This is a genomic window from Rhodanobacter ginsengisoli, assembly GCF_042657065.1.
Lineage (GTDB): Bacteria > Pseudomonadota > Gammaproteobacteria > Xanthomonadales > Rhodanobacteraceae > Rhodanobacter > Rhodanobacter ginsengisoli.
The window spans coordinates 184,255-207,439 of the sequence record NZ_JBHSNF010000003.1 but is presented as its reverse complement, the minus strand read 5'-3'; the positions used below and the strand labels follow the sequence as shown (position 1 = coordinate 207,439).

Below are 23,185 nucleotides of genomic sequence, written 5' to 3'. Positions count from 1 at the left end.
CGCACCGGATTGCCCCACCCGGCACCGGTCCGGGCGCGCGCTTCCGTCCGTCGCCCCGACGAACGGAAGCGGACAGGCGAAGCGCTCAATGCTCCGGGATCAGCACCGGCCTGTTCTGGTCCTTCAGCAGGAACACCACGAATTTCGCCGGCCGGGTCTTGCTGGCGTTACGGCCGACGGTGTGCACGTCGTCCGGCCCTTCGTAGAAGGTCTGTCCCGGCCCCAGCGTCACCGGCTTGTCGCCATTCAGGCCCATCACGATATGGCCTTCGAGCACGTAGACGAAGGCATGGGCGTAGTGGCGATGGACCGGATCGACCGAACCGGGCGGGTAGGTGACCAGGATCATCTTGCCTTCCTTGCCGGGATAGTCCTTGAGGGCTTTGGTCATCAGCTCCGCGACCCTGGCCATCGGCGCGGTCGATGCGGGGGTGGTCTTGCCGGTCGGGTGGGCGACCGCCGCGCCACAGGCGAGCAGGAGCAGCAGTCCGAAGGTCTTGAACATGCGCATGGGTGTGTCCTCATGAATGGCCCGCGCCAGCGGGGCCGGGCCGTCGCAACAGGGCAGACGCGGCGGCACCGCGTCGGCCGGGATTCAGGCCAGCCCGGCCTTGTCGAGCCCGTACGCCTTGTCGGCGCTGCCGGGAACGGGGGTGAAGGCGACGTTGATGCGGTTCCAGGCATTGATCGACATCACCGCGTAGGTGAGCTCGGTGAGCTCCTTCTCGGAGAACTGCTCGCGCGCGAGCGTGTAGATGTCGTCCGGCACGCCGTGGGGCGGCAGCTGGGTCAGCACCTCGGTCCAGGCCAGTGCCGCACGCTCGCGCTCGGAGAACAGCGGGGATTCGCGCCAGACCGGCAGGTGATGGATGCGCAGCGGACGCTCGCCACCTATCAGTGCCTGCTTGATATGCATGTCCACGCAGAAGGCGCAGCCGTTGATCTGCGAGGCACGGATTTCGACGAGATGACCGATGGTCGCCTCGATACCGCCCTGCGCCACCGCCATGCTGAGGGCGACGAGCTTCTTGAAGAGTTCGGGTGATTGCTGCTGATAGTCGACTCGTTGAGTCATGGTGGGAATCCTCCGTAGGCGTGTGGTCGTGCCCCAGATCGGCTGAGGTATCCGAGCGCGCTCGATGGCGTGGCGGGGCCCAGCGTAGGTTCGAGGCGGCGCGTCCGGTAGACGCGTCAACGGGCTCACCGTGTTGCCCTTCGCGCACCAATCGGCGGAGGCTGTCACAGGCGCCGGCACCGAAACGTCTATCGGGTATGGGCCGGCCGACGCCGGCGTTCGCATCGCTTCGTGACGACACGCGAAGCCGTCATCTCCCCGGTACCCGACAAATGACCATCGATCATCCCGAGCCACCCCATTGCGAGAACAGCGACCCTCTCGCCGCGACCTTTTCCGCAAGTTTCGCCGGCGTGGTGGCGTTCATCGCGGTCGCGACCGAGGGCAGTTTCGCCCGTGCCGCCGACCGCCTCGGCATCGGCCGCTCGGCCGTGAGCCGCAGCGTGCAGAAGCTCGAAGCCCAGCTCGACACGCGACTGTTCCTGCGGACCACCCGAAGCACCTCGCTGACCCGCGAAGGCGAGCTGTTCTACCGCAACTGCCATCCGGGGGTGGAGCGGATCGTGCAGGCGCTGGAGGACATGCGCGACCTGCGTGAAGGTCCGCCGCGCGGGCAGTTGCGCATCAGCGCCACGACGGGTTTCGGGCGTCGCATCGTGGCGCCGCTGCTCAACCGCTTTCGCACGCGTTATCCGGAAATCGCCGTCGACCTGCTGCTGGACGATCGTCCGATGGACTTCACCGCGGACCGGGTCGACGTGGCCTTTCGCGACGGTCGCATGGAAGACAGCCAGGTGATCGCCAGGCAGCTGATCCCGATGCCGATGCTGGTCTGCGCGTCGCCGGCGTATATGCGCACGCATGGGCTGCCGCGGCAGGTGGAGGACCTGGCCGGGCATACCTGCATCAACTTCCGTACGGCGTCGGGCCGGATCTTCGAATGGGAATTCAAGGTCGGCGGTCGCATCCGGAAGTTCCAGCCGACGTCGACCTGCACGTTCAACGACGACGAACTGGTGCTGCAGGCGGTGCTCGACGGCCAGGGCATCGCGCAGATGGCGGGCTACCAGATCAGCGAACACCTGCGCGCCGGCCGGCTGGTGGCGTGCCTTGCGCAGTACGCGCCCGATGATCGCGGGCACTACATCTGCTACCTGAGCCGGCAGCAGCTGCCGGCGCGGATCCGCGTATTCATCGACCACATGACCGCCGGAGTGCGCGCACTGGACCTGCAGTGCGCGACCGGGCTGACCCCGGTGCGGTCGGCCGTGCCGGACGAGGCGGGGGACGCCTCCGCGGCAAGCATTGCCTGGCGTCGCCGCTCGTCCTGAGGCGCAGCGATTGGTGCGTCGCAGGCAACACCGTGAGCCCGCCCGCGGCCCTACCGGCCGTCGACGGTCACGCCTAGCATCCCCTTACCACGCGCCCCTGGCGCCAGTGCAAAGCGGAGGTTGGCCATGAAAATCGTTGTCATCGGTGGTACCGGACTCATCGGCAGCAAAGTCGTCGAGCGCCTGCGCAGGCGCGGCCACGAGGTGGTTGCCGCGGCGCCCTCACAGGGCATCGACGCCGTCACCGGCGAAGGCCTGGACGCGGCGATGGCGGGCGCGGACATCGTGGTGGATGTGGCCAACTCGCCGTCGTTCGAGGACAAGGCCGTGATGGATTTCTTCGAAACGTCGGGGCGCCACCTGGTCGCCGCGGAGAAGAAGGCCGGGGTGAAGCATCACGTGGCGCTTTCGGTGGTGGGCACCGGTCGTCCCGCGTTCGCGACGAGCGGGTATATCCGCGCCAAGATGGCGCAGGAAAAGCTGATACGCAGCGCCGGCATCCCATACACGATCGTCCATTCCACCCAGTTCTTCGAGTTCCTCGGCGGCATCGCCGGAGACGGCGGCCAGGGGCAGGAGATTCGCCTTTCGAGCGGGCTGATGCAGCCGATCGCTTCGGACGACGTCGCCGATGCGGTCGCCGATTACGCGCTCGGCACCGCGGTCGACGGCACGGTGGAAATCGCCGGTCCCGAGAAGGCGCCGTTGGCGGAATGGGTGCAACGCTTCCTCACCGCGACCGGGGATTCGCGCAAGGTCGTCGCGGACCCGAAGGCGCCCTACTTCGGCGCCGTGCTGGAGCCGGACACCCTGCTCCCGGGCGACGGCGCGCGGCTGGGCAAGCAGGACTTCCACGACTGGTTCGCCCGCTCGGCGTTCGCCCGGCAGGGTGCAGCGGCGTGAAGCCCTTCTTCCTGCCGGGCGCCAGTCCGCTGGCCGGACGAATCGTGCTGGAATGGATCGGCGCGTCGCACGAAACCGTGCGGACGAGCCGTGAGGGCGCACTCGCCTGAGGCCGCCGACGACCGTCCACGATCGAAGCGCTGCGAGTCCATCATGACCGACCTGCGACCACCACCCATCTCCCTTCTCGACAAGCATCAGGGAACGGACTTCCTGCCGCTCTACACGGCCACCGTGCGCGTCAGCGGCGGGGAGTCCCGGCATGGCCGCGCCTCCGGCGTGGCCCATTCCGACGATGGCGCGCTCGACCTGCGACTGCGCATGCCCGAGCAACTGGGCGGGCCGGGCGGCGGGACCAATCCGGAGCAGCTGTTCGCCGCCGGCTACGCCGCCTGCTTCCATGGCGCGTTGAGCCTGCTGGCGAAGCGCGCGAACGTGGCGATCCCGGACGCCGAGGTCGTCGCCTCGGTCACCTTCGGCCGCGACCCGGTCGATGGCCTGTTTACCCTCAGCGCGGACATCCGCATCTGCCTGCCGGGTGTCGATCGCGCGATCGCCGAGGAACTCGTGCGCAATACCGAGCGCATCTGCCCCTACGCGAAGATGGCCAGGACAGGGATCGACTGCGTGGTTTCGCTCGACCCGTGATCGCACCGCGCCCGAAAAAGGCGGCCGACGCCCATGCGACGCGCCCGACCGGCGGCACCCGCAGCACAAGAGCACACAGAACGAACGAAGGAAGGGCCCGCACCGGCGGGCCCTTCCTGGTTCAAGCCGACCGCTGACGCCGGAGGCCTAGCCCACCGGCTCCGCCGCCAACACCGCGATGCCCGGCACCGCGACCCGTTGCGCCCACAGCTTGGCCACGAAGTCCCAGGCCATCATCAAGGCCGCGACCGCGAACACGATGTCGCCCGGCATGCGCATCCACTGCCAGAACGTGGTGGTGTCGTAGAACGCCATGCTGCGCGCGTAGGCGTAGCCGTGGGTGTAGACCGCCTCCAGCTGCGGCCAGCCGATCGGGTAGAAGTTCAGCACGATCCACATCACCAGGCCGGTGTTGTAGAGCCAGAACGCCCACACGCCGATGCGGTCGCTCCACGGCCGCTCGCCGTTGAGATAACGCAGCACCATGTACAGCAGGCCGATCGCCAGCAGGCCGAACGCACCGAACATCGACGTGTGCGCATGGTTGAGGGTGAGGAAGGTGCCGTGCTCGTAGTAGTTCACCAGCGGTGCGTTCAGCGTGCCGCCGCCGAACACGCCGGCGCCGACGAAGTTCCAGAATGCCGCGCCGAGGATGTAGAGGTAGGCGAGCTTGTACGGAAACTCCTTCTTCGCGCGGATATGCAGCTGCTGGTCGATCGCTTCCAGCACCAGCAGCACCAGCGGCAGCACCTCGACGAAGGAGAACATGCTGCCCACGCCGACCCACAGCCCGGGCTCGCCCGCCCAGTACAGGTGATGCCCGGTGCCGAGCACGCCGCCGATGAAGATCAGCACCCATTCGAACAGCACCGCGCGCTCGACCATCTGCCGCGACACCAGACCCAGCGCCATCAGGAAGTAGCCGGTCACCGCCGCGGTGAACAACTCGAACGCCAGCTCCACCCACAGATGCACCACCCACCAGCGCCAGAAGTCGGTGATCGAGAACGAGGGATTGGGCGAACCCAGCGGGATCATGCCGAACACGTAGAACAGCGCCACCGTGAGCGTGCTGATCCACAGCAGGTGCTCGATGCGGAACAGGCCGTAGATCGATCCGCCGCCCTGCTTGAACAGCGACTTGAGCGTTGGCCCGAACGCGCGCAGCAGGACCAGGCACCACACGGTCAGGCCGACGAAGAAGCCGATCTGCCAGAAGCGGCCCAGCTCCAGGTACGACAGTCCCTGGTTGCCGAACCAGAACCAGTGCTCGTCGACCATGCCCATCACGCCGAGATAGTCGCCGATCAGCGCACCGGCCACGATCGTCACCAGCACCCAGAAAATCAGGTCGACCAGCAGTTTCTGGCGCGCCGGCTCGCGTCCGCCGATCAGCGGCGCCAGGAACAGTCCCGCGGCGATCCAGCTGACGCCGATCCAGATGATCGGCGCCTGCAGATGCACGCTGCGCAGGAACGCGAACGGCAGCCACTTGCCCACGTCGATGCCGTAGAAGCTGACCCGGTCGGTGTAGTAGTGCGCCATGATCGAGCCGGCCAGAATCTGCACCAGCAACACGCCGGCGACCACCAGGAAATATTTCCACAACGCCTTCTGGCTCGGCGTCGCCGCCTTGAAGCCCAGCAACGCCGGCTCGAAGGTTTCGTTCGCTGCCTTCGGCTCGATCCACAGGCGGAAGATCACCAGCACCGCGCCGATGGCGAAGAACACCATGGTGAACGAGGCCCATGTCCACACGAAGGTCGCCTTGGTGGGCGCGTTGCCGACCAGCGGTTCGGCCGGCCAGTTGCTGGTCCACGAGTAGTCCTTGCCGGGACGCCGCGCCACCGTGGTCAACGACGAATAGAGCAGGAAGTTCGCCGTCTGGCTGGCGCTGGTCGGGTTCAGCGCCCGTGCGCCCGTATAGCCCTTGCCGAAGTCATCGGTGAGCAGCGCCGTGGCAATGCGCGGGCGCAGCGCTTCGATCGCCTTGGCGACGGCGTCGGGCAGTACGACCTGCGACTGGCTGAGGTCGATTCCGCGCAGTTGCTCGCGCATGCTGTTGGTGATGCCCGACTGCCGGTCGGCATCGATGGCATCGAACGGCTTGCCGTAGCGCGCCAGCGCGAGGTCGTTCCGGACCTCCCTCGCCAGCTGCACGAGATATTCGGCGGTGTAGTCCTCACCGAACGCAGAGCCCATGCCGTACAGGCTGCCGTAGTCCATCAGGTCGGCCTTCTGGAAGCCGGACTTGCCACCCACGATATCGGCGTAGCTCATCACCGGGGTACCGTCGGCGGTGACCATCTGCTGAGGCAACGGCGCGACCTGCCGGTAGGTGCTTCGGGTCGCGGCGGCCATGCCCAGGAAACAGGCCACGATGACAAACAGCAGAATCCAGATCAATACCTTGCTGGTCCGGTCCTGCGGGCCGGCTTGCCCCGTGCTGGGCAACGTCGCGTTCATTAGCTACCTCCTGATGAGCATCAATGCATGGCACGCATGCTGTTGCCTGGCAGGGGGCCAGCCACTGATGTGGATCAGGATTCGCTGCGACAGACTGTCGCAGCGCGGAGCGGGCTCAGCGGTCGATCGCGTTCCGCGCGAGCTTGCGCAAGCCGTCGCTGTCGATGATTTCCAGCTGGCGACCCTCGATCCGGATCAGCCCCTGGTCGCGCATGCGGGTGAGCAGCCGGCTCACCGTTTCCGCGGCCAGCCGCAGGTAGTTGCCGATGTCGATGCGCGACATGCTCATGCGCAGCAGCGTCCCCGAGAAGCCCCGCTGCGCGAAGCGCTCGGACAGATCCACCAGGAAGGCCGCCATGCGGGCCTCGGCGGTGTTGTCGCCGGCCAGCATCGCGGTCATGCCCAATTCCTTGGACAGCAGGCGGAACAACTGCTGCTGCAGTCCCGGCATGCGCGTCGCCAGCGAGCTGATCGCCGGAAAGGAGAAACGGCAGAAGTGCGAGGTCTCCAGCGCCACCGCATTGCACGGATAGTGTTCCGGATAGATCCCGCTGAGCCCGATCACCTCGCCGGGTACATAGAAGCCGAGCACCTGCTCCTTGCCATCGGGATCGACGCTGACCGTCTTGACCATGCCGGCGCGCACCGCGTAGATCGCCTTGAACGGATCGTGCGCGCGGAACACATGTTCGCCGGCGCGGAAAGGTCCGACATGCTCGACCAGCACGTGCAGCTCGGCCAGCGCGGACTTGTCGTAGCCGGCTTCGATGCACACGCCGGAAAAGGCACAGGTGCTGCAGAACCGCACTCTGTCGCCGTCATCGACCATCGGATCGCGCCGTGGATCGATGATGAGTGGAATTTTACGGGGCATGGCATCCGCTGGCGCCACAGGGCGCAGACTCAGGTGCCGCGCATCATACCAAGCCCGCCCGGCCAGCAGCGCAGGCTGCGGCATCCACGACCATCGCCCCGGCCATCGGAATCATCGGAGCCGTGCGCGATATGGCCTGGCCGCCTGCATCACTTGGCGTGACGTGACATGCGCCGATGCGCTGTCGCTCAGGGCTTTGCCAGTGCCCGGTCGATCGCCTGCACGAACGCGGGCTCGGGCCGGCCCGAGGCATCGGTCGTCGCCACGATCCGCCCCTGCGCATCGAGCAGGGAGACCCTGACGTTGTGGCTGAAGCCGCCACCGGGCAGCTGTCGGTAGGCAATACCCAGGACCCCGGCCAGCATGCCTTCGTCGCCGCGTTCGGCGCGCGCCAGCCGAAATGCCGGCGGCCGCACGCGGTGTTCGCCCGCCACCTTCCGCAGCATCGCCAGGTCATCGCGGGCCGGATCGAAGCTCACCAGCAGCACCGGAATCGACTGGCCGGAGCGCGCCGCCACCGCCTTCTGCAGATGCTTGAGGTATTCGATCTCCAGCGGACAGGCCATCTGGCACGAGCCGTAGAACATGCCCACCAGTCGCGGCTCGCCGCGCAGGGAGGCGAAGTCGAACCGCTGCCCCTGCTGGTCGCGCAGGGCCAGCGTGGGGATCGCATACACCGAGTCGGCCACCACGCGGGCGGGCGATGGCGGCGCGGCGACGACAGCGAGCGAAACCAGCATGAGTGCGAAAAGGGCCATCGGCCTGCGTTGCAGCATCATCGATCTCCTTGGGTATCCCTGACACATCGAAAGCCGACGCGCGGCGCCGTGTCGGCGGGACTGAGCGCGGTGAGCGCGGCCACGCGCATCATCAGCGCGTACTGATTCTTGTCGGCGAAGGCCAGCGCCGACCCGCCACACAGGGCGAGGTCGGTGACGCTGCCCGGCACCCTGGCATCGGCATTGGGAAACATCGCCGCGTAGTCGCCGGTCCATTCCCACAACAACCGGTTCAGATCGCGCACCCCGTAGACGTTGGCCGGCCGCGTGCCGATCACGCCCGGCAGATGCCCGGAGGCTCCCTGGATGGCCGACAGCAGATCCTGGTTGCGTGCCGGATCGCGCCGGGCATCGGCTCGCGCGACGTCGGCGGCGCTGACGAGCTCCCACTCGTACCAGTTCGGCAGGCGTGCGTGCTCGCTGCCGCAGTAGGCGCGGGCGGCGAACCAGCTCACCTGGGTGACCGGCTGATCGGGCAGGATCGATTCGCCCGGTTCCAGCGGCCCCTGCCACTGGCTCAGATAACCGGCACCGGCCAGCAGCGACGGCACCTGTCCGCGCCGCCACTCCGGATGCTGCCGGACGAAAGCCAGGAATTCGGCATTCGTCACCGGCTCGCTGCGCATGGAAAACGCGGCCAGTCGCGGCTTCGCGGCGTGGCCGGCAATCGCCAGGGCACTCTCGAACTGCCCGGCGGGTATCCGGACATAGTCTGCCGCCTTCGCCGCGAACGGCAGCAGCAGCATCAGGACGAGGGCGAGCTGGCGGGAAATCATTCGAGAGGTTCCGGCAGGTTCATGCCGGTGGCGACACCCGCGGGCATCGCCACCGACTGCTCCCTACTTCGCCGGCCCGGCCTTGCGCACGGCCTTGACTTCGCTCGCGCTGATCGTGCCGCCCTTGTTGTTGAAGTTGTTCAACACGTAGGTCAGCACGTTGGCGATCTCGTCGTCGCTGAGCTGTGGCCCCAGCGCCGGCATCACCGACTCGTAACCCGTGCTGTTCACGGTGATCTTGCCGCTGAGGCCATGCAGCACGATGCCGATCGCCCGCTTCGGATCGGAGTTGAGGTAGTCGGACATCGCCAGCGGCGGGAACGCACCCGGCAAGCCCATCGCATTGCCCTGGTGGCAGGCCGAGCAGATCTGTGTGAAGACCCGTTTGCCATCGGCCGCCTTGTCGCCGACGCTCAGCGCCACGCTCTGCTGCGCGGGCTGCGCGGTCTTGCTGACAAACGCGGTGCTCGGCCCCTTCTCGTAGATCGCCGGCTGCGGCGGACCGCTGACGCTGATCTGGCCCAGCGCTCCCTTCATGAAGGCACGGGTGATCGAATGATCGACCAGCAGCAGGGTCCCCGGCACCGGCGTGCTCAGCTCGACCATGGTCGCGCCGCCGGCGGGAACCAGGGTGGTCTGCACGTTGTGGTTGACCAGGGTGCCGCCCTCGACATTGGCGTCGTCGAAGATGGCGCCGATGACATGGAAGCTCGAGACCAGGTTGGGGCCGCCGTTGCCGACGAACAGGCGGACCTTGTCGCCCACGCTGGACTTGAGCGCGTTGTCTCCGGCCAGCGAACCTTCGCGGCCATTGAACAGCACATAGGTCGGCTGTTCGAGCAGCAGCTTCTGCATGTCGAACGACTGCAGGCCCGGCTCATGATAGGTGCCGGTGGTGTAGAAATCGCCCTGCATCACGTAGTACTCGTGATCGACCTTCGGCAGGCCCTGCGGCGGCTCGACCACGATCATCCCGTACATGCCGTTGGCGATGTGCATCGGCACCGGCGGGGTCGCGCAGTGATAGACGAACACGCCCGAACGCAGTGCCTTGAACGTGAACACGCTCTCGTGCCCCGGCGCCGTGGCGGTCGAGACCGCACCGCCGCCCGGCCCCATCACCGCATGCAGGTCGATGTTGTGGGTCATGTGCGAGTTGGGGTCGTTGCGCAGGTGCAGCTCGACCGTGTCGCCCTCGCGCACGCGGATCAGCGGACCGGGCGTGGAGCCGTTGAAGGTCCAGAAGTCGTAGCGCACGCCGTCGGCGATTTCCTTGACGACTTCCCGGGTCTCCAGGCGCACGATCACCCGCGCCGGATAGTTGCGATGGATCGGTGCCGGCACGCCCGGCGGGTCCACCAGCTTCTCCTCGATGGGCGCGCCCTGGGGAGGACCGAAATCGCCCGCCATGACCTGGGCCTGGCCCGCATGACTCGCGGCTTTCGCTGCCAGCGTGGGTGTCGCATACAGTGCAGCCGCCAGCAAGCTCGCTGACAGGACGATCGGTAACATGCGTGACATCGGTGCTCTCCCTTGTGTTGACACCTGTCACGGAGAGTAGGCCCTGCGGCACGTCAAGTCATGATCTACATCAGACCGCGGAACCGTGGCGGCCGGCTGTGACAAGTCGCCGCAGCGACGCGCCCGGGGTCGCGCCCTCAGCCGGGTTGGCCGTCCGCGCGCGGGGTCAGGTAGATCCACGCCGAACGCAGCACCCACGGCAGGAACGCCAGCAGCCAGCCATACGCGGCGATCACCAGCCACAGGTAGACGTCGCCACCGAACTCGGCACGGATACGCAGCAGCACCACCGCCTGCAGCAGGGCGAAGCAGATCCACGCCACCGCGCCCATCTGCATCGGCCGGCCCGAGTGGCCCTGGGTCACCCGAGTCACCATCGCCACCAGCATCGAGCCGAAGTAGCCGATCGCCAGCGCATGCAGCGGCGCGCGCAGGAACAGCAATTCGCCGCGGGTCGCATAGATCACGTCCTGCACCGCATACAGCACGAACGCCAGCGGCAACCACGCATACGCCAGGTGCAGCACGGCCAGCACGCCCGGCCGCATCGCCTTCCACGGCTGCCAGGCCAGCGCATGCCAGGCGAACACCAGCGCCAGCGGCAGGTCGGTCAGCCACAGCCAGCCCAGCGCACCGCGCCAGTCCAGCAGCAGGTGCGCCAGCAGCAGCGTCCATACCAGCGGCAGGCTCCAGCGCGGACGGATCACCCGGTAGCCCTTCGCCACGTTGCCGCTGAAGAACGGCAGCATGCGGTGGGTCACCGTGAAGAAGATCGGCAGCAGCAGGCCGAACGTGCCGATGCGCATCGCCAGTTCCGCGCACGCCTGCGGCGCGCCGAACAGCCAGGCCAGGAACGCGATCAGCCCCAGCGCGCCCAGTCCCAGCGCCAGCACGCACGAGCGCGCGTGATCGTTGCGATCGCGCGATGCACGCAGCACCGAGGCCAGCGTGACCAGACCGATCAGATAGCCCAGCAGCATAACCATCATGCCGAGCCGCAGCAGCCACGGCAGGTCGAGCAGGCCCAGGTTCGCCAGCACGTAACCGCCAAATACGCAGCCAGCCACCGGCACGTAGCGCGCCCGCGGCAGCGACGGCCGGTTCAGCCAGCGCGGGAATACCGTCAGCAGGAAGCCGAAGATGAAAAGCGGGAACATGCCGTACTGGATCAGCATGCCGTGCGCATACGCCGGCGGGATCGTCGGCTGAGGCCAGCCGCCCAGTCCGAAGCGCATCCAGGTCAGCTCCACCGCCCACCACGCCATGCTCAGCAGCACCGCGACGGCGCCCGCCAGAAACAGCAGTCGATGCGGCGCCGAGGCCAGCAGGTGCGGCAGTTCGGCAAACGTGGCGGATTTCTCGCGGGTAGCTTGGGGTTCGGACATGGCGCCGGCGGCTCGAATGCGAATGATTCGCCATACTGGCATGGCCGTGCGGCCGGCGGCCCTGATCTGCATCAGGGCCCATGCTTGCGCCGGGCCTTCGCTCAGTGCGTCGTGCGCCCGATCATGCCTTCCCCTCGCATCCAGTCCAGCATGTCGGCCAGCAGCACGTCCAGCGGCGGCTCGACATAGTCCAGCTCGCGCCGGGCCTTGCCCGAATCGACCCGCAGCACATGACTGGTCAGCGCCGCGGCCTCGGGCGTGACGTCGGGCTCCCGTCCGCTGAGCCGCGACCACGCGTCGACCACCCGGGCAAATCCCATCAGCGCCCATGCCGGGGTGGCACGCCGGGGCGTGCGCCGGCCCAGCGCGGCGCCGACGCGATGCACGAAATCGACGAAGCTGGCCTGCTCGCCGCCGAGCAGGTAGGTCTGCCCGAAGCGCTGCCGCTGCCATGCCCGCACCTGGGCGCGGGCGATCTCGCGCACGTCCGCGAACGCGCCGACGCCCGGCGGGATGCCGGGCAACTTCTCGCGATCGATCAGCATGATCAGCCGCGCCCAGTTGTGGCGATCGCCCGGACCGAGGATGTGCGACGGGTTGAACACGATCCACGGCAACGGGGAGCCACGCACGAGCTGCTCGCCGAGGAACTTGCTGCGCTCGTAGTTGATCCAGCTGCCGCCGCCCTGCTGCGGCGCCGACTCGTCGATGATGCCGTGCACCCGATGCGACCAGGCCGAGACCGAGGAGGTATGCATGAACGCCTGCACGCCGGCGTGTCCGGCCGCGCGCAGCAGGTTCGCGGTGCCCTGCACGTTGGTGGCGGTTTGCGCGACCGCCCGCGGCCGCCACATGCTGGTATCGGCCGCCGCATGGAACACCGCCGCGCAGCCCTCCAGCGCCGCAGCCAGCGCGGCCTGATCGGCCAGCGCCGCGCGCACCGGCATGGCGCCGGCAGCGGCGATGACGGCGTCGGATTCGGACCGGCGCGACAGCGCCCTGACCTCGCAGCCCGTGGCGCGCAGCTCGCGCAGCAGGTGGCCGCCGAGAAATCCGCTGGCACCGGTCAGCAACACAGTCGTCATGGACTCACCTGGCTGGAAAGGGCACCCGCAGGGTACCCGATCACTCCGGCAACAACGCCTGCCCGATCGCCTTGAGGCCCGACGGATTCAGTATGTCGAGATCGCGCCCTTCGATCTGGATCAGCTGCTGTGTGCGGAAGCGACTGAGCACCCGGCTCACCGTCTCGGCGGCGAGGCGCAGGTAGTTGGCGATGTCGCCGCGCGACATGCTGAGATGGAACCGGGTGGCGGAGAATCCGCGCGCCGCGAAGCGACCGGCCAGATCCAGCAGGAACGCGGCGACCCGCTCATCGGCGCTGTAGTCGCCGGCCAGCAGGCTGGCGTTGCCGAGCTCCTTGCTGAGCATGCGGAACAGGTGCCGCTGCACGGCCGGGACGCGCGAGGCCAGTGCGCTCATCGCGGGGAACGAGAAGCGGCAGAAGGACGTGGTGTCCAGCGCCACCGCATCGCACGGGAACTGCTCGGGATAGATCGCGTTGAGTCCGATCACCTCGCCGGGCAGATAGAACCCCAGCACCTGCTCGCGGCCCTCGCGGTCGATCGTGCGGGTCTTCACGGTGCCGCGCCGCACCGCATAGATCGCCCGGAACGGATCACCCGTGCGGAAGACATGCTCGCCGGTGCGGAACGGCCCGGCATGTTCGACCAGGCACTGCAACTCCACCAGCTCGGGCTTGTCGTAACCGGCCGCGACACAGACGCTGGAGAACGCGCACGTGTCGCAGAAACTCGCCTCCCTGCCATCGTCGGCCATCGGGCTGGGCGGCTCGGGCAGGCGACCTGCCGGGTACCTGGATCGCATGTTCGTGTTGAGGGGCCGGGTGGGGGCCGCGTCGATCAGCTCGGTCACGCTCAGATCACACGCGAATAGCGCGCGGCCTGCGCTTCGTCGTCCAGATAGGCATCGAAGCACATCGCGATGATACGCAACAGCAGGCGGCCCCGCGAGGTCACCCGCAACACGCGCGCATCCTCCTGCACCAGACCATCGGCCAGCAGCGGCAGCAGCCGCTCCCGTTCGCGCATGAAATAGTCGTCGAACAGCAGCAGATGACGTGCACCGAACGCCTGCTTGTCGAGCATGCCGTGGCACATCAGCTCGCCGATCAGCTCGCGCCGGATCAGGTCGTCCTCGTCCAGTTGCAGGCCGCGCACCACCGGCAGGCGGCCGGCATCCAGCGCCGCGTAATAGCCGATCAGGTCGCGTGCGTTCTGGCTGTAGCTGTCGCCGACCCGGCCGATCGCACTGACTCCCAGGCCCACGATATCGCAGTCGCCATGCGTCGAATAGCCCTGGAAGTTGCGCTGCAGCGTGCCGGCGCGCTGGGCCGTCGCCAGCTCGTCGTCGGCGCGGGCGAAGTGATCCATGCCGATGTAGACATAGCCGGCCGCGCTGAGCTTTTCCAGCGCGCAACCGAAGAGGGCCAGCCGGGTCGCCGGATCGGGCAGATCGGCGGCTTCGATCTGCCGCTGCGCCTTGAACATCTGCGGCAGGTGCGCGTAGCCGTAGACGGCAACGCGGTCGGGTGCCAGCGCCACCACCTGGTCCAGCGTGCGGCTGAAGCCGGCCACGCTCTGCAGGGGCAGGCCATAGATCAGGTCGACGCTGGCCGAGCCGAACGAGGCGGCACGCGCCGCCTCGAGCACCTCGCGGGTCTGCTCGAAGCTCTGGATCCGGTTGACCGCCTGCTGCACCGCCGGGTCGAAATCCTGGATGCCGACCGAAATCCGGTTGAAGCCGAGCTCGCCGAGTTCGCGCACGTAGGCGCCGTCGGCGAAGCGCGGATCTATCTCGATGCCGTACTCGCGCGCGGACTCATGGCTGAAGCTGAAATGCCGCGCCAGCGATTCCATCAGCTCGCGCATGCGGGCGATGTCGAGGAAATTCGGCGTGCCACCGCCGAAATGCAGTTGGCGCACCGGCCGATCGCGGTCGAACTGCGGCGCGATCAGCTCGATCTCGCGATACAGCCGCTCGAGGTAGCGATCGGCCTTCGTCGTGTCGTGGGTGATCACCCGGTTGCAGCCGCAGTAGAAGCACGGGCTCATGCAGAACGGCACGTGCACGTACAGCGACAATGGCCGCGGGATCGGCTCCTCGTTGGAGGCCCGGATCACCGTACGCAACGCCGTCTCGTTGAAATCGGCGGTGAACTGCGGTGCCGTCGGATAGCTGGTGTAACGCGGGCCGGCGACGTCGTAACGGGCGATCAACGCGGGGTCGAATTCTGGGGTGGTGACAGGACTGATCATGGGCGCAGTGTGTTGGCAGCGCCTGCCCCATGCCTTGATCAGGATCAATTTGCGTGGCTGTCGCGCGATCCTGCCGCAGGCGCATGGCGTCGAACCGGCGGTCGGCGTGCCATGGCGCACGCCGACCACTGCGCTATCGCACTCAGCGCTTCAGTGGCTCGATCTGCTGCTCGATCGTGCCGAAGATCGAGGCGCCGCCGGCATCGGTGATGTCGATGCGCAGGCGGTCGCCGAACTTCATGAACGGCGTGCTGGGCTGGCCGTCGCGCAGGGTTTCCACCGTGCGCTGCTCGGCCAGGCACGAGGCGCCCTTGCCGGTGTCCTGGTTGGCGATCGTGCCGGAGCCGACGATGGTGCCGGCGGCCAGCGGGCGGGTCTTCGCCACGTGGGCGACCAGCTCGGCAAAACTGAACTGCATGTCGACACCGCATTCCGCCTCACCGAACCAGGCACCGTTCAGCCAGGTGCGCATCGGCAGGTGCAGCTTGTCGCCCTGCCACGCCTCGCCGAGCTCGTCCGGGGTCACCAGCACCGGCGACAGCGCCGAGCGCGGCTTGGATTGCAGGAAGCCGAAACCCTTGGCCAGCTCGCCCGGAATCAGCCCGCGCAGGCTGACATCGTTGACCAGGCCGATCAGCTGGATGTGCCCAGACGCCTGGGCCGGCGTGACGGCCATCGGCACGTCGTCGGTCACCACGATGACTTCGGCCTCCAGGTCGATGCCGTAATCCTCGCTGGGCACCACGACCGGATCGCGCGGGCCGAGAAAGCCGGCGCTGGTGGCCTGGTACATCAGCGGATCGGTGTAGAAACTGGCCGGCACCTCGGCGCCGCGCGCCCGGCGCACGCGCTCCACGTGCGGCAGGTAGGCCGAGCCATCGACGAACTCGTAGGCCCGCGGCAACGGCGCGGCCAGCGCGGCCATGTCCAGCGCAAAGGCGCCGGCCGCCTTGCCCGCGTTCAATTCGTCCGACAGTGCATTCAACCGCGGCGCCGCGTTCGACCAGTCGTCCAGCGCCGCCTGCAGCGTGGCCGCGATCGCGCTGGCCCTCACCGCTTGCGTGAGGTCGCGGCTGACCACGATCAACGTGCCGTCGCGGCCACCTTCCTTGAGACTTCCCAACTTCATTCGATTCTCCCGACAGAGCAGCGCCTAGGCCTGCGGCGGATGGAAATGCTTCGCGATACCTTGCCAGCATTCGTGATAATTGGCCTGCAGCTGCGGCGAGGCAAGCGCCTGTTGCGTGGGGCGGATCACCTTGCGCGTCTCGAACATGAAGGCCATGGTGCCGCCGATCACGTCGGGCTTCGCCAGATCCGCGGCGGAGGCCTTCTCGAACGTGGCCGCATCCGGGCCGTGCCCGCTCATGCAGTTGTGCAGCGACGCGCCGCCGGGCACGAAGCCCTCGGCCTTGGCGTCGTAGACGCCGGTGATCAGGCCCATGAACTCGCTGGCCACGTTGCGATGGAACCACGGCGGACGGAACGTGTGCTGCGCGACCAGCCAGCGCGGCGGAAAGATCGCGAAGTCGAGGTTCGCCGTGCCCGGGGTGTCGCTGGGCGAGGTCAGCACGGTGAAGATCGACGGGTCGGGATGGTCGTAGCTGATCGAGCCGATCGTGTTGAACCGGCGCAGGTCGTATTTGTACGGCGCGTAGTTGCCGTGCCAGCCGACCACGTCCAGCGGGGAGTGGCCGATCTTCGCCGACCACAACGTGCCCTGGAATTTCGCGATCAGCTCGAAGTCGCCCTCGACATCTTCGTACGCCGCGTGCGGGGTGAGGAAGTCGCGCGCGTTGGCCAGGCCGTTCGAGCCGATCGGCCCCAGCTCGGGCAGGTTCAGCAACGCACCGAAGTTCTCGCAGACATAGCCGCGTGCGGCATCGTCCAGCAGCTCGACCCGGAAGCGCACGCCGCGGGGGATCAGTGCGATCTCCTGCGGCTCCACGTCCAGCACGCCCAGCTCGGTGGCGATCCGCAGGCGACCCAGCTGCGGCAGGATCAGCAGCTCGCCGTCGGCGTCGTAGAAGAAGCGGCCCTGCATCGAGCGATTGGCCGTGTAGACGTGGATGCCGATGCCGGCCTGCTCGCCCGCGCCGCCATTGCCGGCCAGGGTCACCAGGCCGTCGACGAAATCGGTGGGCGCGTCGGCCAGCGGCAGCGGATCCCAGCGCAACGGGTTCGGCGTGGCCGGTGCCTCGTCGAAGCGGTTGTGGAGGCCGGCGTGCGCCAGTGGCCGGAACGGCGCGTGCACCGCGGCCGGGCGGATCCGGTACAACCAGCTGCGCCGGTTGCCGTGCCGTGGCGCGGTGAACGCGGTGCCGGACAGCTGCTCGGCGTACAGGCCGTGCGCCGCCCGCTGCGGCGAGTTCTGCCCCTGCGGCAAGGTCCCGGGAATCGCCTCGCTGGCGAATTCGTTGCCGAAGCCGGACTGGTAGCCGTTGCTGACGATCGTCGCCATGGGAGCCGTTCCTTACAGGAAGCCGCGTTTGATCTGGTCGCGCTCGATCGACTCGAACAGCGCCTGGAAGTTGCCTTCGCCGAAACCCTCGTTGCCCTTGCGCTGGATGATCTCGAAGAAGATCGGCCCGATCGCGTTCTGGGTGAAGATCTGCAGCAGCTTGCGCTGCTTCGTCTCCAGGTCGGCGTCGATCAGGATCTTGTTCCGGCGCAGGCGCGGCACGTCCTCGCCATGGTTCGGCACGCGCTCGTCGATCACCTCGAAGTACGCGTCCGGCGTGTCGAGGAATTCCACCCCGGCAGCACGCATCTTCTCCACCGTGGTGTAGATGTCGTCGGTGAAGCAGGCGATGTGCTGGATGCCTTCGCCGTGGTAGGCGTCGAGGTATTCGTTGATCTGGCTCTTCGGGTCGCTCGATTCGTTCAGCGGGATGCGCACGACGCCGTCCGGCGCGGTCATTGCCTTGGAGACGAGGCCGGTCTTGGCACCCTTGATGTCGAAGTAGCGGATCTCGCGGAAGTTGAACAGCCGCTCGTAGTAGTCCGACCACTTCTGCATGTTGCCGAAATACAGGTTGTGGGTCAGGTGGTCGATGAAGGTGAGTCCGAAGCCCTTCGGATCCTGCTCGGCGCCCGGGATGGCCACGTAGTCGCCGTCGTAGATGCTGCCGGCGCTGCCGTAGCGGTCGACCAGGTACAGCATGCAGTCGCCGATGCCCTTGACCACCGGCGCGTCCACCGCCTTGCTCTGTGGCTTGTGCTCGACCGCCTCGCCGCCGTTGCCGAGCACGGTGGCCAGCACCTCGGCCGCCGGCTTCTTGAAGCGGATCGCGAAGCCGCAGGCACTGGGGCCATGCTTGTCGGCGAAATCGGCGGCGAACGAATCCGGATCCTCGTTGAGCAGGAAATTCACCCCGTTCTGCCGGTAGATCGTGATCGGGCGGGACTTGTGCTTCAGCACCGCGCTGAAGCCCATCCGCCTGAACAGGTCGTGCAGCTCATCGGCGCGACCTGCGGGGGCGGCGAACTCGACGAATTCGAAACCGTCGATACCCATCGGGTTCTCGAATGTGGTGACCTGCATGCCAAGATTGGGCTGGGCGTTCATGGCGCTCTCCTGTATGTCGGTGCACGATGACCTGATGCGACAGCGTGCCACCGTCGAAATGATCCTCACGTTATAGTTACAAATGTAACCATTTGCAAGGAACCCCGCCGTCATGCCCTCCAAGCGCACGCCAGCCCCCGCCAACGCCGAGCATGCCCCGCTGCAGCTGGAGCACTTCCTGCCGTACCGGCTGTCGATCCTGTCCAACACGATCAGTCAGGCGATCGCGGACGACTACCAGCGCCGCTACGACATCTCGGTGACCGAGTGGCGGGTGATGGCCGTGCTGGCGCGCTTCGCCGGCCTGTCCGCGCGCGAGGTAGCCGAGCGCACCGCGATGGACAAGGTGGCGGTAAGCCGGGCGCTGTCGCGGCTGGTCGAGGCCGGGCGGGTCAACCGCGACACCCATGACAACGACAAACGCCGCTCGGTGCTCAGCCTCACCGAAACAGGCTGGGCCATGCATGACGAGGTGGCGCCGATGGCGCGGGCACGCGAGCGCGAGGTGCTGGCCCGGCTCGATGCCGAGGAGCAGCGTTGGCTGACGCGGATACTGGACAAGCTGCTGGACGAGAAGTCGGTGAAAAGGAGTGGGAAATGAGTGATTGCACTCGTTTCCGACTCCTCGCCGATCGACTCGCCACTGCTTTCAGCGCACGCCGTGCATCAGCTTGTTGATCAGCGGCGCGATCAGGAACAGCAGCACGCCGCAGCCCAGCAGGATCCAGAAGCCGAAGGCGTAGCCGCTCAGCGCCGAGGCGACCGTCATGCCGCTCTCGCCGCTTACGTGGCCGGCGAACAACCCGGCCAGGTTGTTGCCGATCGCGGTGGACAGGAACCAGCCGCCCATGCCCAGCCCGACCAGGCGCACCGGCGCCAGCTTGGTCACCATCGACAGGCCGATCGGCGACAGGCACAGCTCGCCGGCGGTCTGCAGCACGTAGCACAGCACCAGCGTCCACAGCGGAATCATGCCACTGCCATCGACCAGGTGGGACAGCGCATACATCAGCACCGCGAAACCCAGCGCGTTGCCGATCAGGCCCAGGCCGAACTTGCGCGGAATCGACGGCTCGATGCGGCGCTTGTCCAGCCACGCCCAGCTCAGGCTGACCAGCGGCGCCAGCAGCACGATCGCGACCGGATTGACCGACTGGAACCAGCCCACGGGGAAGGCCCAGCCGGCGAGCAACTGACGGTCGACGATGTTCTGTGCCAGGAAGTTGAACGAGCTGCCCGCCTGTTCGAAGAACATCCAGAACAGTACGTTGAAGACGAAGATGATCAGCATCGCGATCACCCGCTGGATCTGTACCCGGCCGTTGCGGATCGCCTCGATCACCAGCATCACGCCGACGCCGAGGAACAATGCCGTCAGCAGCCACTGCAACACCACCGCACCGGCGCGGTCCATCAGCAGGTAGACCAGCGGGATCGCCACCAGCACGCCGATCGCCACGTACAGCACGCGCATCCGGCTGGCGATTTCCGGTGCCGGGCGACCGATGTCGCCGAGCTGGCGACGGCCGAACCAGAACCACAGCAGGCTGATCAGCATGCCCACGCCCGAGGCGGCGAACACCACGTGGTAGTTGTCGTGCTGCGGCGTGCCGAATACCTTCTCGGCCAGGTAGCTGGTGAGCACCGGCGCGATCAGCGCGCCGGCGTTGATGCCCATGTAGAACAGGGTGAAGCCGCGGTCGCGGCGCGAGTCGCCCGGCGCATAAAGTTGCCCGACCATCGAGGAGATGTTCGGTTTGAACAGGCCGTTGCCGACGATGATCGTGGCCAGCCCGAGCATGAAGATCGCGTGGTTCGGCACCATCACCATGAACAGCCCGCTGGCCATCACCACCGCACCGAGCAGGATCGAGCGCTGGTAGCCGATCACCTTGTCGGCCACGTAGCCGCCGAACACCGCGGTGGCATAGACCAGCGCCAGGTAGGCGCCGTAGGTGCGACTGGCCGATGCCTGTCCCGCCTCGTCGCCCCCGAAGAATTGCGACACGATGTACAGGGTCAGCGCCCAGCGCATGCCGTAGAACGCGAAGCGTTCCCAGAACTCGGACATGAACAGCATCCACAGCGGCTTCGGATGACCGAGCAGTTGTGGATAGTCGGGTATCGGCGCCGCTTCGCCGGTGGTGGTCTGGCCCATGCGTGTCCCCTGGATGAGTGGCCGCAATATCTTGCGATCCGTCAGATGTAACCGCAGGACCCGTCGCCGTCAAATGCGCCGCAACACGAACCGGCCGGATGCGACGCGGTCGATCAGGTGCCCAGCACCGTGCGCACATCCAGCAACTCGGGGAAGAACTCCAGATCCAGCGCCTTCTTCAGGAAACTCACGCCGGACGATCCGCCGGTGCCACGGCGGTGGCCGATGATCCGCTCGACCGTCTTCATGTGGCGGAAACGCCACAGCTGGAAACTCTCCTCCACGTCCACCAGCTGTTCGCACAGATGGTATTCCGGCCAGAAATCAGCACGGCCCTCGTAGATGCGCTTGAGTACCGGCAGCAGCGCCGGGTGGCGCCGGTACGGCTGGGTCCAGTCGCGCTGCTGCAGTTCGGCCGGCACCGCATGGCCGCGGCGGGCCAGGTAGCACAGGAACTCATCGTACAGGCCGGGCGCTTCCAGCACCTCGCGCAGCGCGGCCTGGGCGGCCGGATCGTGGGCGAAGACCTTGAGCATGTCTGCGTTCTTGTTGCCCAGCAGGAACTCGATCTGCCGGTACTGCAGCGACTGGAAACCGGACGACGGCCCGAGCACGCCGCGGAACTCCAGATACTCCGACGGGGTCAGCGTCTCCAGCACGGCCCATTGCTCGAACAGTTGCCGCTGCACCTGCTTCACCCGCGCCAGGATCTTCAGGCAGGCATCGACGTCGTCGCGCTGCAGATGCGCCACGGCCGCCTTCAGTTCGTGGATCAGCAGCTTCATCCACAATTCGGATACGTGGTGCTGCACGATGAACAGCATCTCGTCATGGTGCGGCGGCTGGCTCAACGGCTGCTGTGCGGACAGCAGGGTTTCCAGATGCAGATAGCCGCCATACGTCATCTGTCCGTTGAGGTCGGTCTGGATGCCCGCTTCGATATCGCGCTGGTTCTCGCTCATGGTGGTCCGCAGGTTTTCGAAAAGGGCATGGTAACGGCTGGGCGCTGCGAGGGTCCGGCTCGGTGGAAGAAAAAGGTTCGTGGTCGCCGACGCCACAGCGCGCGAGGCGCGCCGCGCGGCCATTTCCGGCGATCGGGCACGGTCCTGCAACGCCCTCCCGTACGCCCGCGAATGCTGCGCCGTACCTTGCAGCGCAACATGCCCGCCTGTTATCAAGAGAGGTCTTGTTCGATCGTTTGCGCGCGTCCGCCTGCATGGAACGCGCGCCGCCGTCCCCGCTTTCACTCTATCCATCCTCAACCCGGAGCGAGTTGTGACCATCGCCGCCAAGTTTGAAATCGAATACCTGCAGTACCTCGATGCCGAGGGCAACGAGGTCCGCAAGGACCTGCCCGCCTTCGCCAAGGACCTCGACCACATGGTCGAGCTGTACAAGCTGATGCTGTCGACCCGCGTGTTCGACGCGAAGTCGATCGCGCTGCAGCGTACCGGCAAGCTCGGCACCTATGCCAGCTGCCTCGGCCACGAAGCCGCGCACGTCGGCATCGGCAGCGCGATGAAGCCGGAAGACGTGCTGGCGGTCAGCTACCGCGAGTACGGCGCCCAGTTGTACCGGGGCGTGCAGCCGCGCGAGGTCTACATGTACTGGGGCGGCGACGAGCGCGGCAACGACTACCAGAAGGAACCCGCACGGCACGATTTCGCCTGGTCCGTGCCGATCGCGACGCAGTGCCTGCACGCGGCCGGTTCCGCGCTGGCGTTCAAGATCCGCGGCGAGAAACGCGTGGCGGTATGCACGATCGGCGACGGCGGCTCGTCCAAGGGCGACTTCTACGGCGCGATCAACATCGCCGGCGCGCAGAACCTGCCGCTGGTGGCGGTGATCGTCAACAACCAGTGGGCGATCTCGGTACCGCGCAAGATCCAGTCCGGCGCGCCGACGCTGGCGCAGAAGGGGATCGCCGCGGGCCTGTTCTGCATCCAGGTCGACGGCAACGACATCATCGCCGTGCGCAAGGCGATGGAGGACGCACTCGAGCGCGCCCGCAACGGCGAGGGCGGCAGCGTGATCGAAGCGGTCACCTATCGCCTGGGCGACCACACCACCGCCGACGATGCCCGCCGCTATCGTGGCGAGGCGGAGGTGAAGGAAGGCTGGTCGAAGGAGCCGATGAAGCGCCTGCGCAACTGGCTGGTGGCGAAGAAAGTGTGGGACGACGCGAAGGAAGAAGCCTGGAAAGCCGAGTGCGACGAGTGGATGGACAATGAGGTCAACGCCTACCTCGAGACCAAGACCCAACCGGTCACGGCGATGTTCGACTACATCTTCGCCGAAGTCCCCGCCGATCTCGCCAAGCAGCGCGATTACGTCCTCTCGCTTGAAAACAAGGGCCACTGAGT

At 67.0% G+C, this 23,185-nt stretch carries 22 protein-coding genes; 6 read left to right on the top strand and 16 right to left on the bottom strand.

Features of this window, described 5'->3' with window-relative positions:
• Nucleotides 1-85 precede the first annotated feature (85 nt).
• Together ACFPPA_RS14420 and ACFPPA_RS14415 are read right to left on the bottom strand one after the other, a co-directional pair.
• Entirely contained in the window at nt 86-511 is a 426-nt protein-coding gene (locus ACFPPA_RS14420) for a cupin domain-containing protein (protein WP_377321106.1), read from the bottom strand.
• Between the two features lie 84 nt (nt 512-595).
• Complete coding sequence (locus ACFPPA_RS14415; protein WP_377321104.1) at nt 596-1,075, bottom strand: carboxymuconolactone decarboxylase family protein; 480 nt, start codon at nt 1,073-1,075, stop codon at nt 596-598.
• A 272-nt stretch (nt 1,076-1,347) separates the two neighbouring features.
• On the opposite strand from ACFPPA_RS14415, the gene ACFPPA_RS14410 reads away from it, so the two are divergent.
• The 4 genes from ACFPPA_RS14410 to ACFPPA_RS14400 all read left to right on the top strand — a co-directional run bounded on the left by ACFPPA_RS14410 (nt 1,348) and on the right by ACFPPA_RS14400 (nt 3,957).
• Nucleotides 1,348-2,406, top strand: coding sequence for a LysR family transcriptional regulator (locus tag ACFPPA_RS14410; RefSeq protein ID WP_377321102.1), 1,059 nt, complete (start codon nt 1,348-1,350; stop codon nt 2,404-2,406).
• Nucleotides 2,407-2,532: 126 nt separating this feature from the next.
• Entirely contained in the window at nt 2,533-3,309 is a 777-nt protein-coding gene (locus ACFPPA_RS14405; RefSeq protein WP_377321100.1) for an SDR family oxidoreductase, read from the top strand.
• A complete protein-coding gene (locus ACFPPA_RS19070; protein ID WP_465269305.1) occupies nt 3,306-3,419 on the top strand; it encodes a thioredoxin domain-containing protein in 114 nt (37 codons plus the stop codon). Before ACFPPA_RS14405 ends, ACFPPA_RS19070 begins: the two co-directional genes overlap by 4 nt.
• Nucleotides 3,420-3,462: 43 nt before the next feature.
• Nucleotides 3,463-3,957, top strand: a complete 495-nt coding sequence (locus tag ACFPPA_RS14400) for an Ohr family peroxiredoxin (protein WP_377321098.1) — start codon at nt 3,463-3,465, stop codon at nt 3,955-3,957.
• A 147-nt stretch (nt 3,958-4,104) separates the two neighbouring features.
• Here the strand turns inward: ACFPPA_RS14400 and ACFPPA_RS14395 are convergent, their stop codons facing one another.
• The 12 genes from ACFPPA_RS14395 to hppD form a co-directional block, all read right to left on the bottom strand.
• The gene (locus ACFPPA_RS14395; RefSeq protein ID WP_377321096.1) at nt 4,105-6,423 is read right to left on the bottom strand and encodes a nitric-oxide reductase large subunit; all 2,319 of its coding nucleotides are present in this window, start codon (nt 6,421-6,423) and stop codon (nt 4,105-4,107) included.
• Between the two features lie 115 nt (nt 6,424-6,538).
• Complete coding sequence (locus ACFPPA_RS14390) at nt 6,539-7,297, bottom strand: cyclic nucleotide-binding domain-containing protein (protein ID WP_377321094.1); 759 nt, start codon at nt 7,295-7,297, stop codon at nt 6,539-6,541.
• Nucleotides 7,298-7,485: 188 nt separating this feature from the next.
• Nucleotides 7,486-8,076, bottom strand: a complete 591-nt coding sequence (locus tag ACFPPA_RS14385) for an SCO family protein (protein WP_377321092.1) — start codon at nt 8,074-8,076, stop codon at nt 7,486-7,488.
• Nucleotides 8,073-8,852 (bottom strand): formylglycine-generating enzyme family protein, encoded by a 780-nt coding sequence (locus ACFPPA_RS14380; RefSeq protein WP_377321090.1) that lies wholly within the window; start codon nt 8,850-8,852, stop codon nt 8,073-8,075. The genes ACFPPA_RS14385 and ACFPPA_RS14380 overlap by 4 nt, the downstream gene beginning before the upstream one ends.
• Before the next feature lie 63 nt (nt 8,853-8,915).
• Nucleotides 8,916-10,373 carry a copper-containing nitrite reductase gene (nirK, locus tag ACFPPA_RS14375; protein WP_377321088.1) on the bottom strand — a complete coding sequence of 486 codons (1,458 nt, stop codon included), beginning with the start codon at nt 10,371-10,373 and terminating at the stop codon, nt 8,916-8,918.
• 137 nt (nt 10,374-10,510) lie between these two features.
• Nucleotides 10,511-11,758, bottom strand: a complete 1,248-nt coding sequence (locus ACFPPA_RS14370; RefSeq protein ID WP_377321086.1) for an NnrS family protein — start codon at nt 11,756-11,758, stop codon at nt 10,511-10,513.
• A 101-nt stretch (nt 11,759-11,859) separates the two neighbouring features.
• Nucleotides 11,860-12,843 (bottom strand): NAD-dependent epimerase/dehydratase family protein, encoded by a 984-nt coding sequence (locus ACFPPA_RS14365; protein ID WP_377321084.1) that lies wholly within the window; start codon nt 12,841-12,843, stop codon nt 11,860-11,862.
• A 40-nt stretch (nt 12,844-12,883) separates the two neighbouring features.
• On the bottom strand, nt 12,884-13,645 hold the full coding sequence (locus ACFPPA_RS19065) for a helix-turn-helix domain-containing protein (RefSeq protein WP_417715082.1): 762 nt from the start codon (nt 13,643-13,645) through the stop codon (nt 12,884-12,886).
• A 50-nt stretch (nt 13,646-13,695) separates the two neighbouring features.
• A complete protein-coding gene (hemN, locus tag ACFPPA_RS14350; protein WP_377321082.1) occupies nt 13,696-15,096 on the bottom strand; it encodes an oxygen-independent coproporphyrinogen III oxidase in 1,401 nt (466 codons plus the stop codon).
• Between the two features lie 142 nt (nt 15,097-15,238).
• Nucleotides 15,239-16,225 carry a fumarylacetoacetate hydrolase family protein gene (locus ACFPPA_RS14345; RefSeq protein ID WP_377321080.1) on the bottom strand — a complete coding sequence of 329 codons (987 nt, stop codon included), beginning with the start codon at nt 16,223-16,225 and terminating at the stop codon, nt 15,239-15,241.
• A 24-nt stretch (nt 16,226-16,249) separates the two neighbouring features.
• A complete protein-coding gene (gene hmgA, locus ACFPPA_RS14340) occupies nt 16,250-17,557 on the bottom strand; it encodes a homogentisate 1,2-dioxygenase (RefSeq protein ID WP_377321078.1) in 1,308 nt (435 codons plus the stop codon).
• Between the two features lie 12 nt (nt 17,558-17,569).
• The gene (gene hppD, locus ACFPPA_RS14335; RefSeq protein WP_377321712.1) at nt 17,570-18,640 is read right to left on the bottom strand and encodes a 4-hydroxyphenylpyruvate dioxygenase; all 1,071 of its coding nucleotides are present in this window, start codon (nt 18,638-18,640) and stop codon (nt 17,570-17,572) included.
• A gap of 136 nt (nt 18,641-18,776) precedes the next feature.
• Between hppD and ACFPPA_RS14330 the strand changes: the two genes are divergently transcribed.
• Nucleotides 18,777-19,265, top strand: coding sequence for a MarR family winged helix-turn-helix transcriptional regulator (locus ACFPPA_RS14330; RefSeq protein ID WP_377321076.1), 489 nt, complete (start codon nt 18,777-18,779; stop codon nt 19,263-19,265).
• A gap of 48 nt (nt 19,266-19,313) precedes the next feature.
• Here the strand turns inward: ACFPPA_RS14330 and ACFPPA_RS14325 are convergent, their stop codons facing one another.
• On the bottom strand, nt 19,314-20,822 hold the full coding sequence (locus ACFPPA_RS14325; protein ID WP_377321074.1) for a peptide MFS transporter: 1,509 nt from the start codon (nt 20,820-20,822) through the stop codon (nt 19,314-19,316).
• A 113-nt stretch (nt 20,823-20,935) separates the two neighbouring features.
• Nucleotides 20,936-21,784 (bottom strand): tryptophan 2,3-dioxygenase, encoded by an 849-nt coding sequence (locus ACFPPA_RS14320; protein WP_377321072.1) that lies wholly within the window; start codon nt 21,782-21,784, stop codon nt 20,936-20,938.
• A gap of 313 nt (nt 21,785-22,097) precedes the next feature.
• Here ACFPPA_RS14320 and pdhA point away from each other — a divergent pair, with 313 nt between their 5' ends.
• Nucleotides 22,098-23,183 carry a pyruvate dehydrogenase (acetyl-transferring) E1 component subunit alpha gene (gene pdhA / locus ACFPPA_RS14315; RefSeq protein ID WP_377321070.1) on the top strand — a complete coding sequence of 362 codons (1,086 nt, stop codon included), beginning with the start codon at nt 22,098-22,100 and terminating at the stop codon, nt 23,181-23,183.
• The last annotated feature ends 2 nt before the right edge of the window (nt 23,184-23,185 follow it).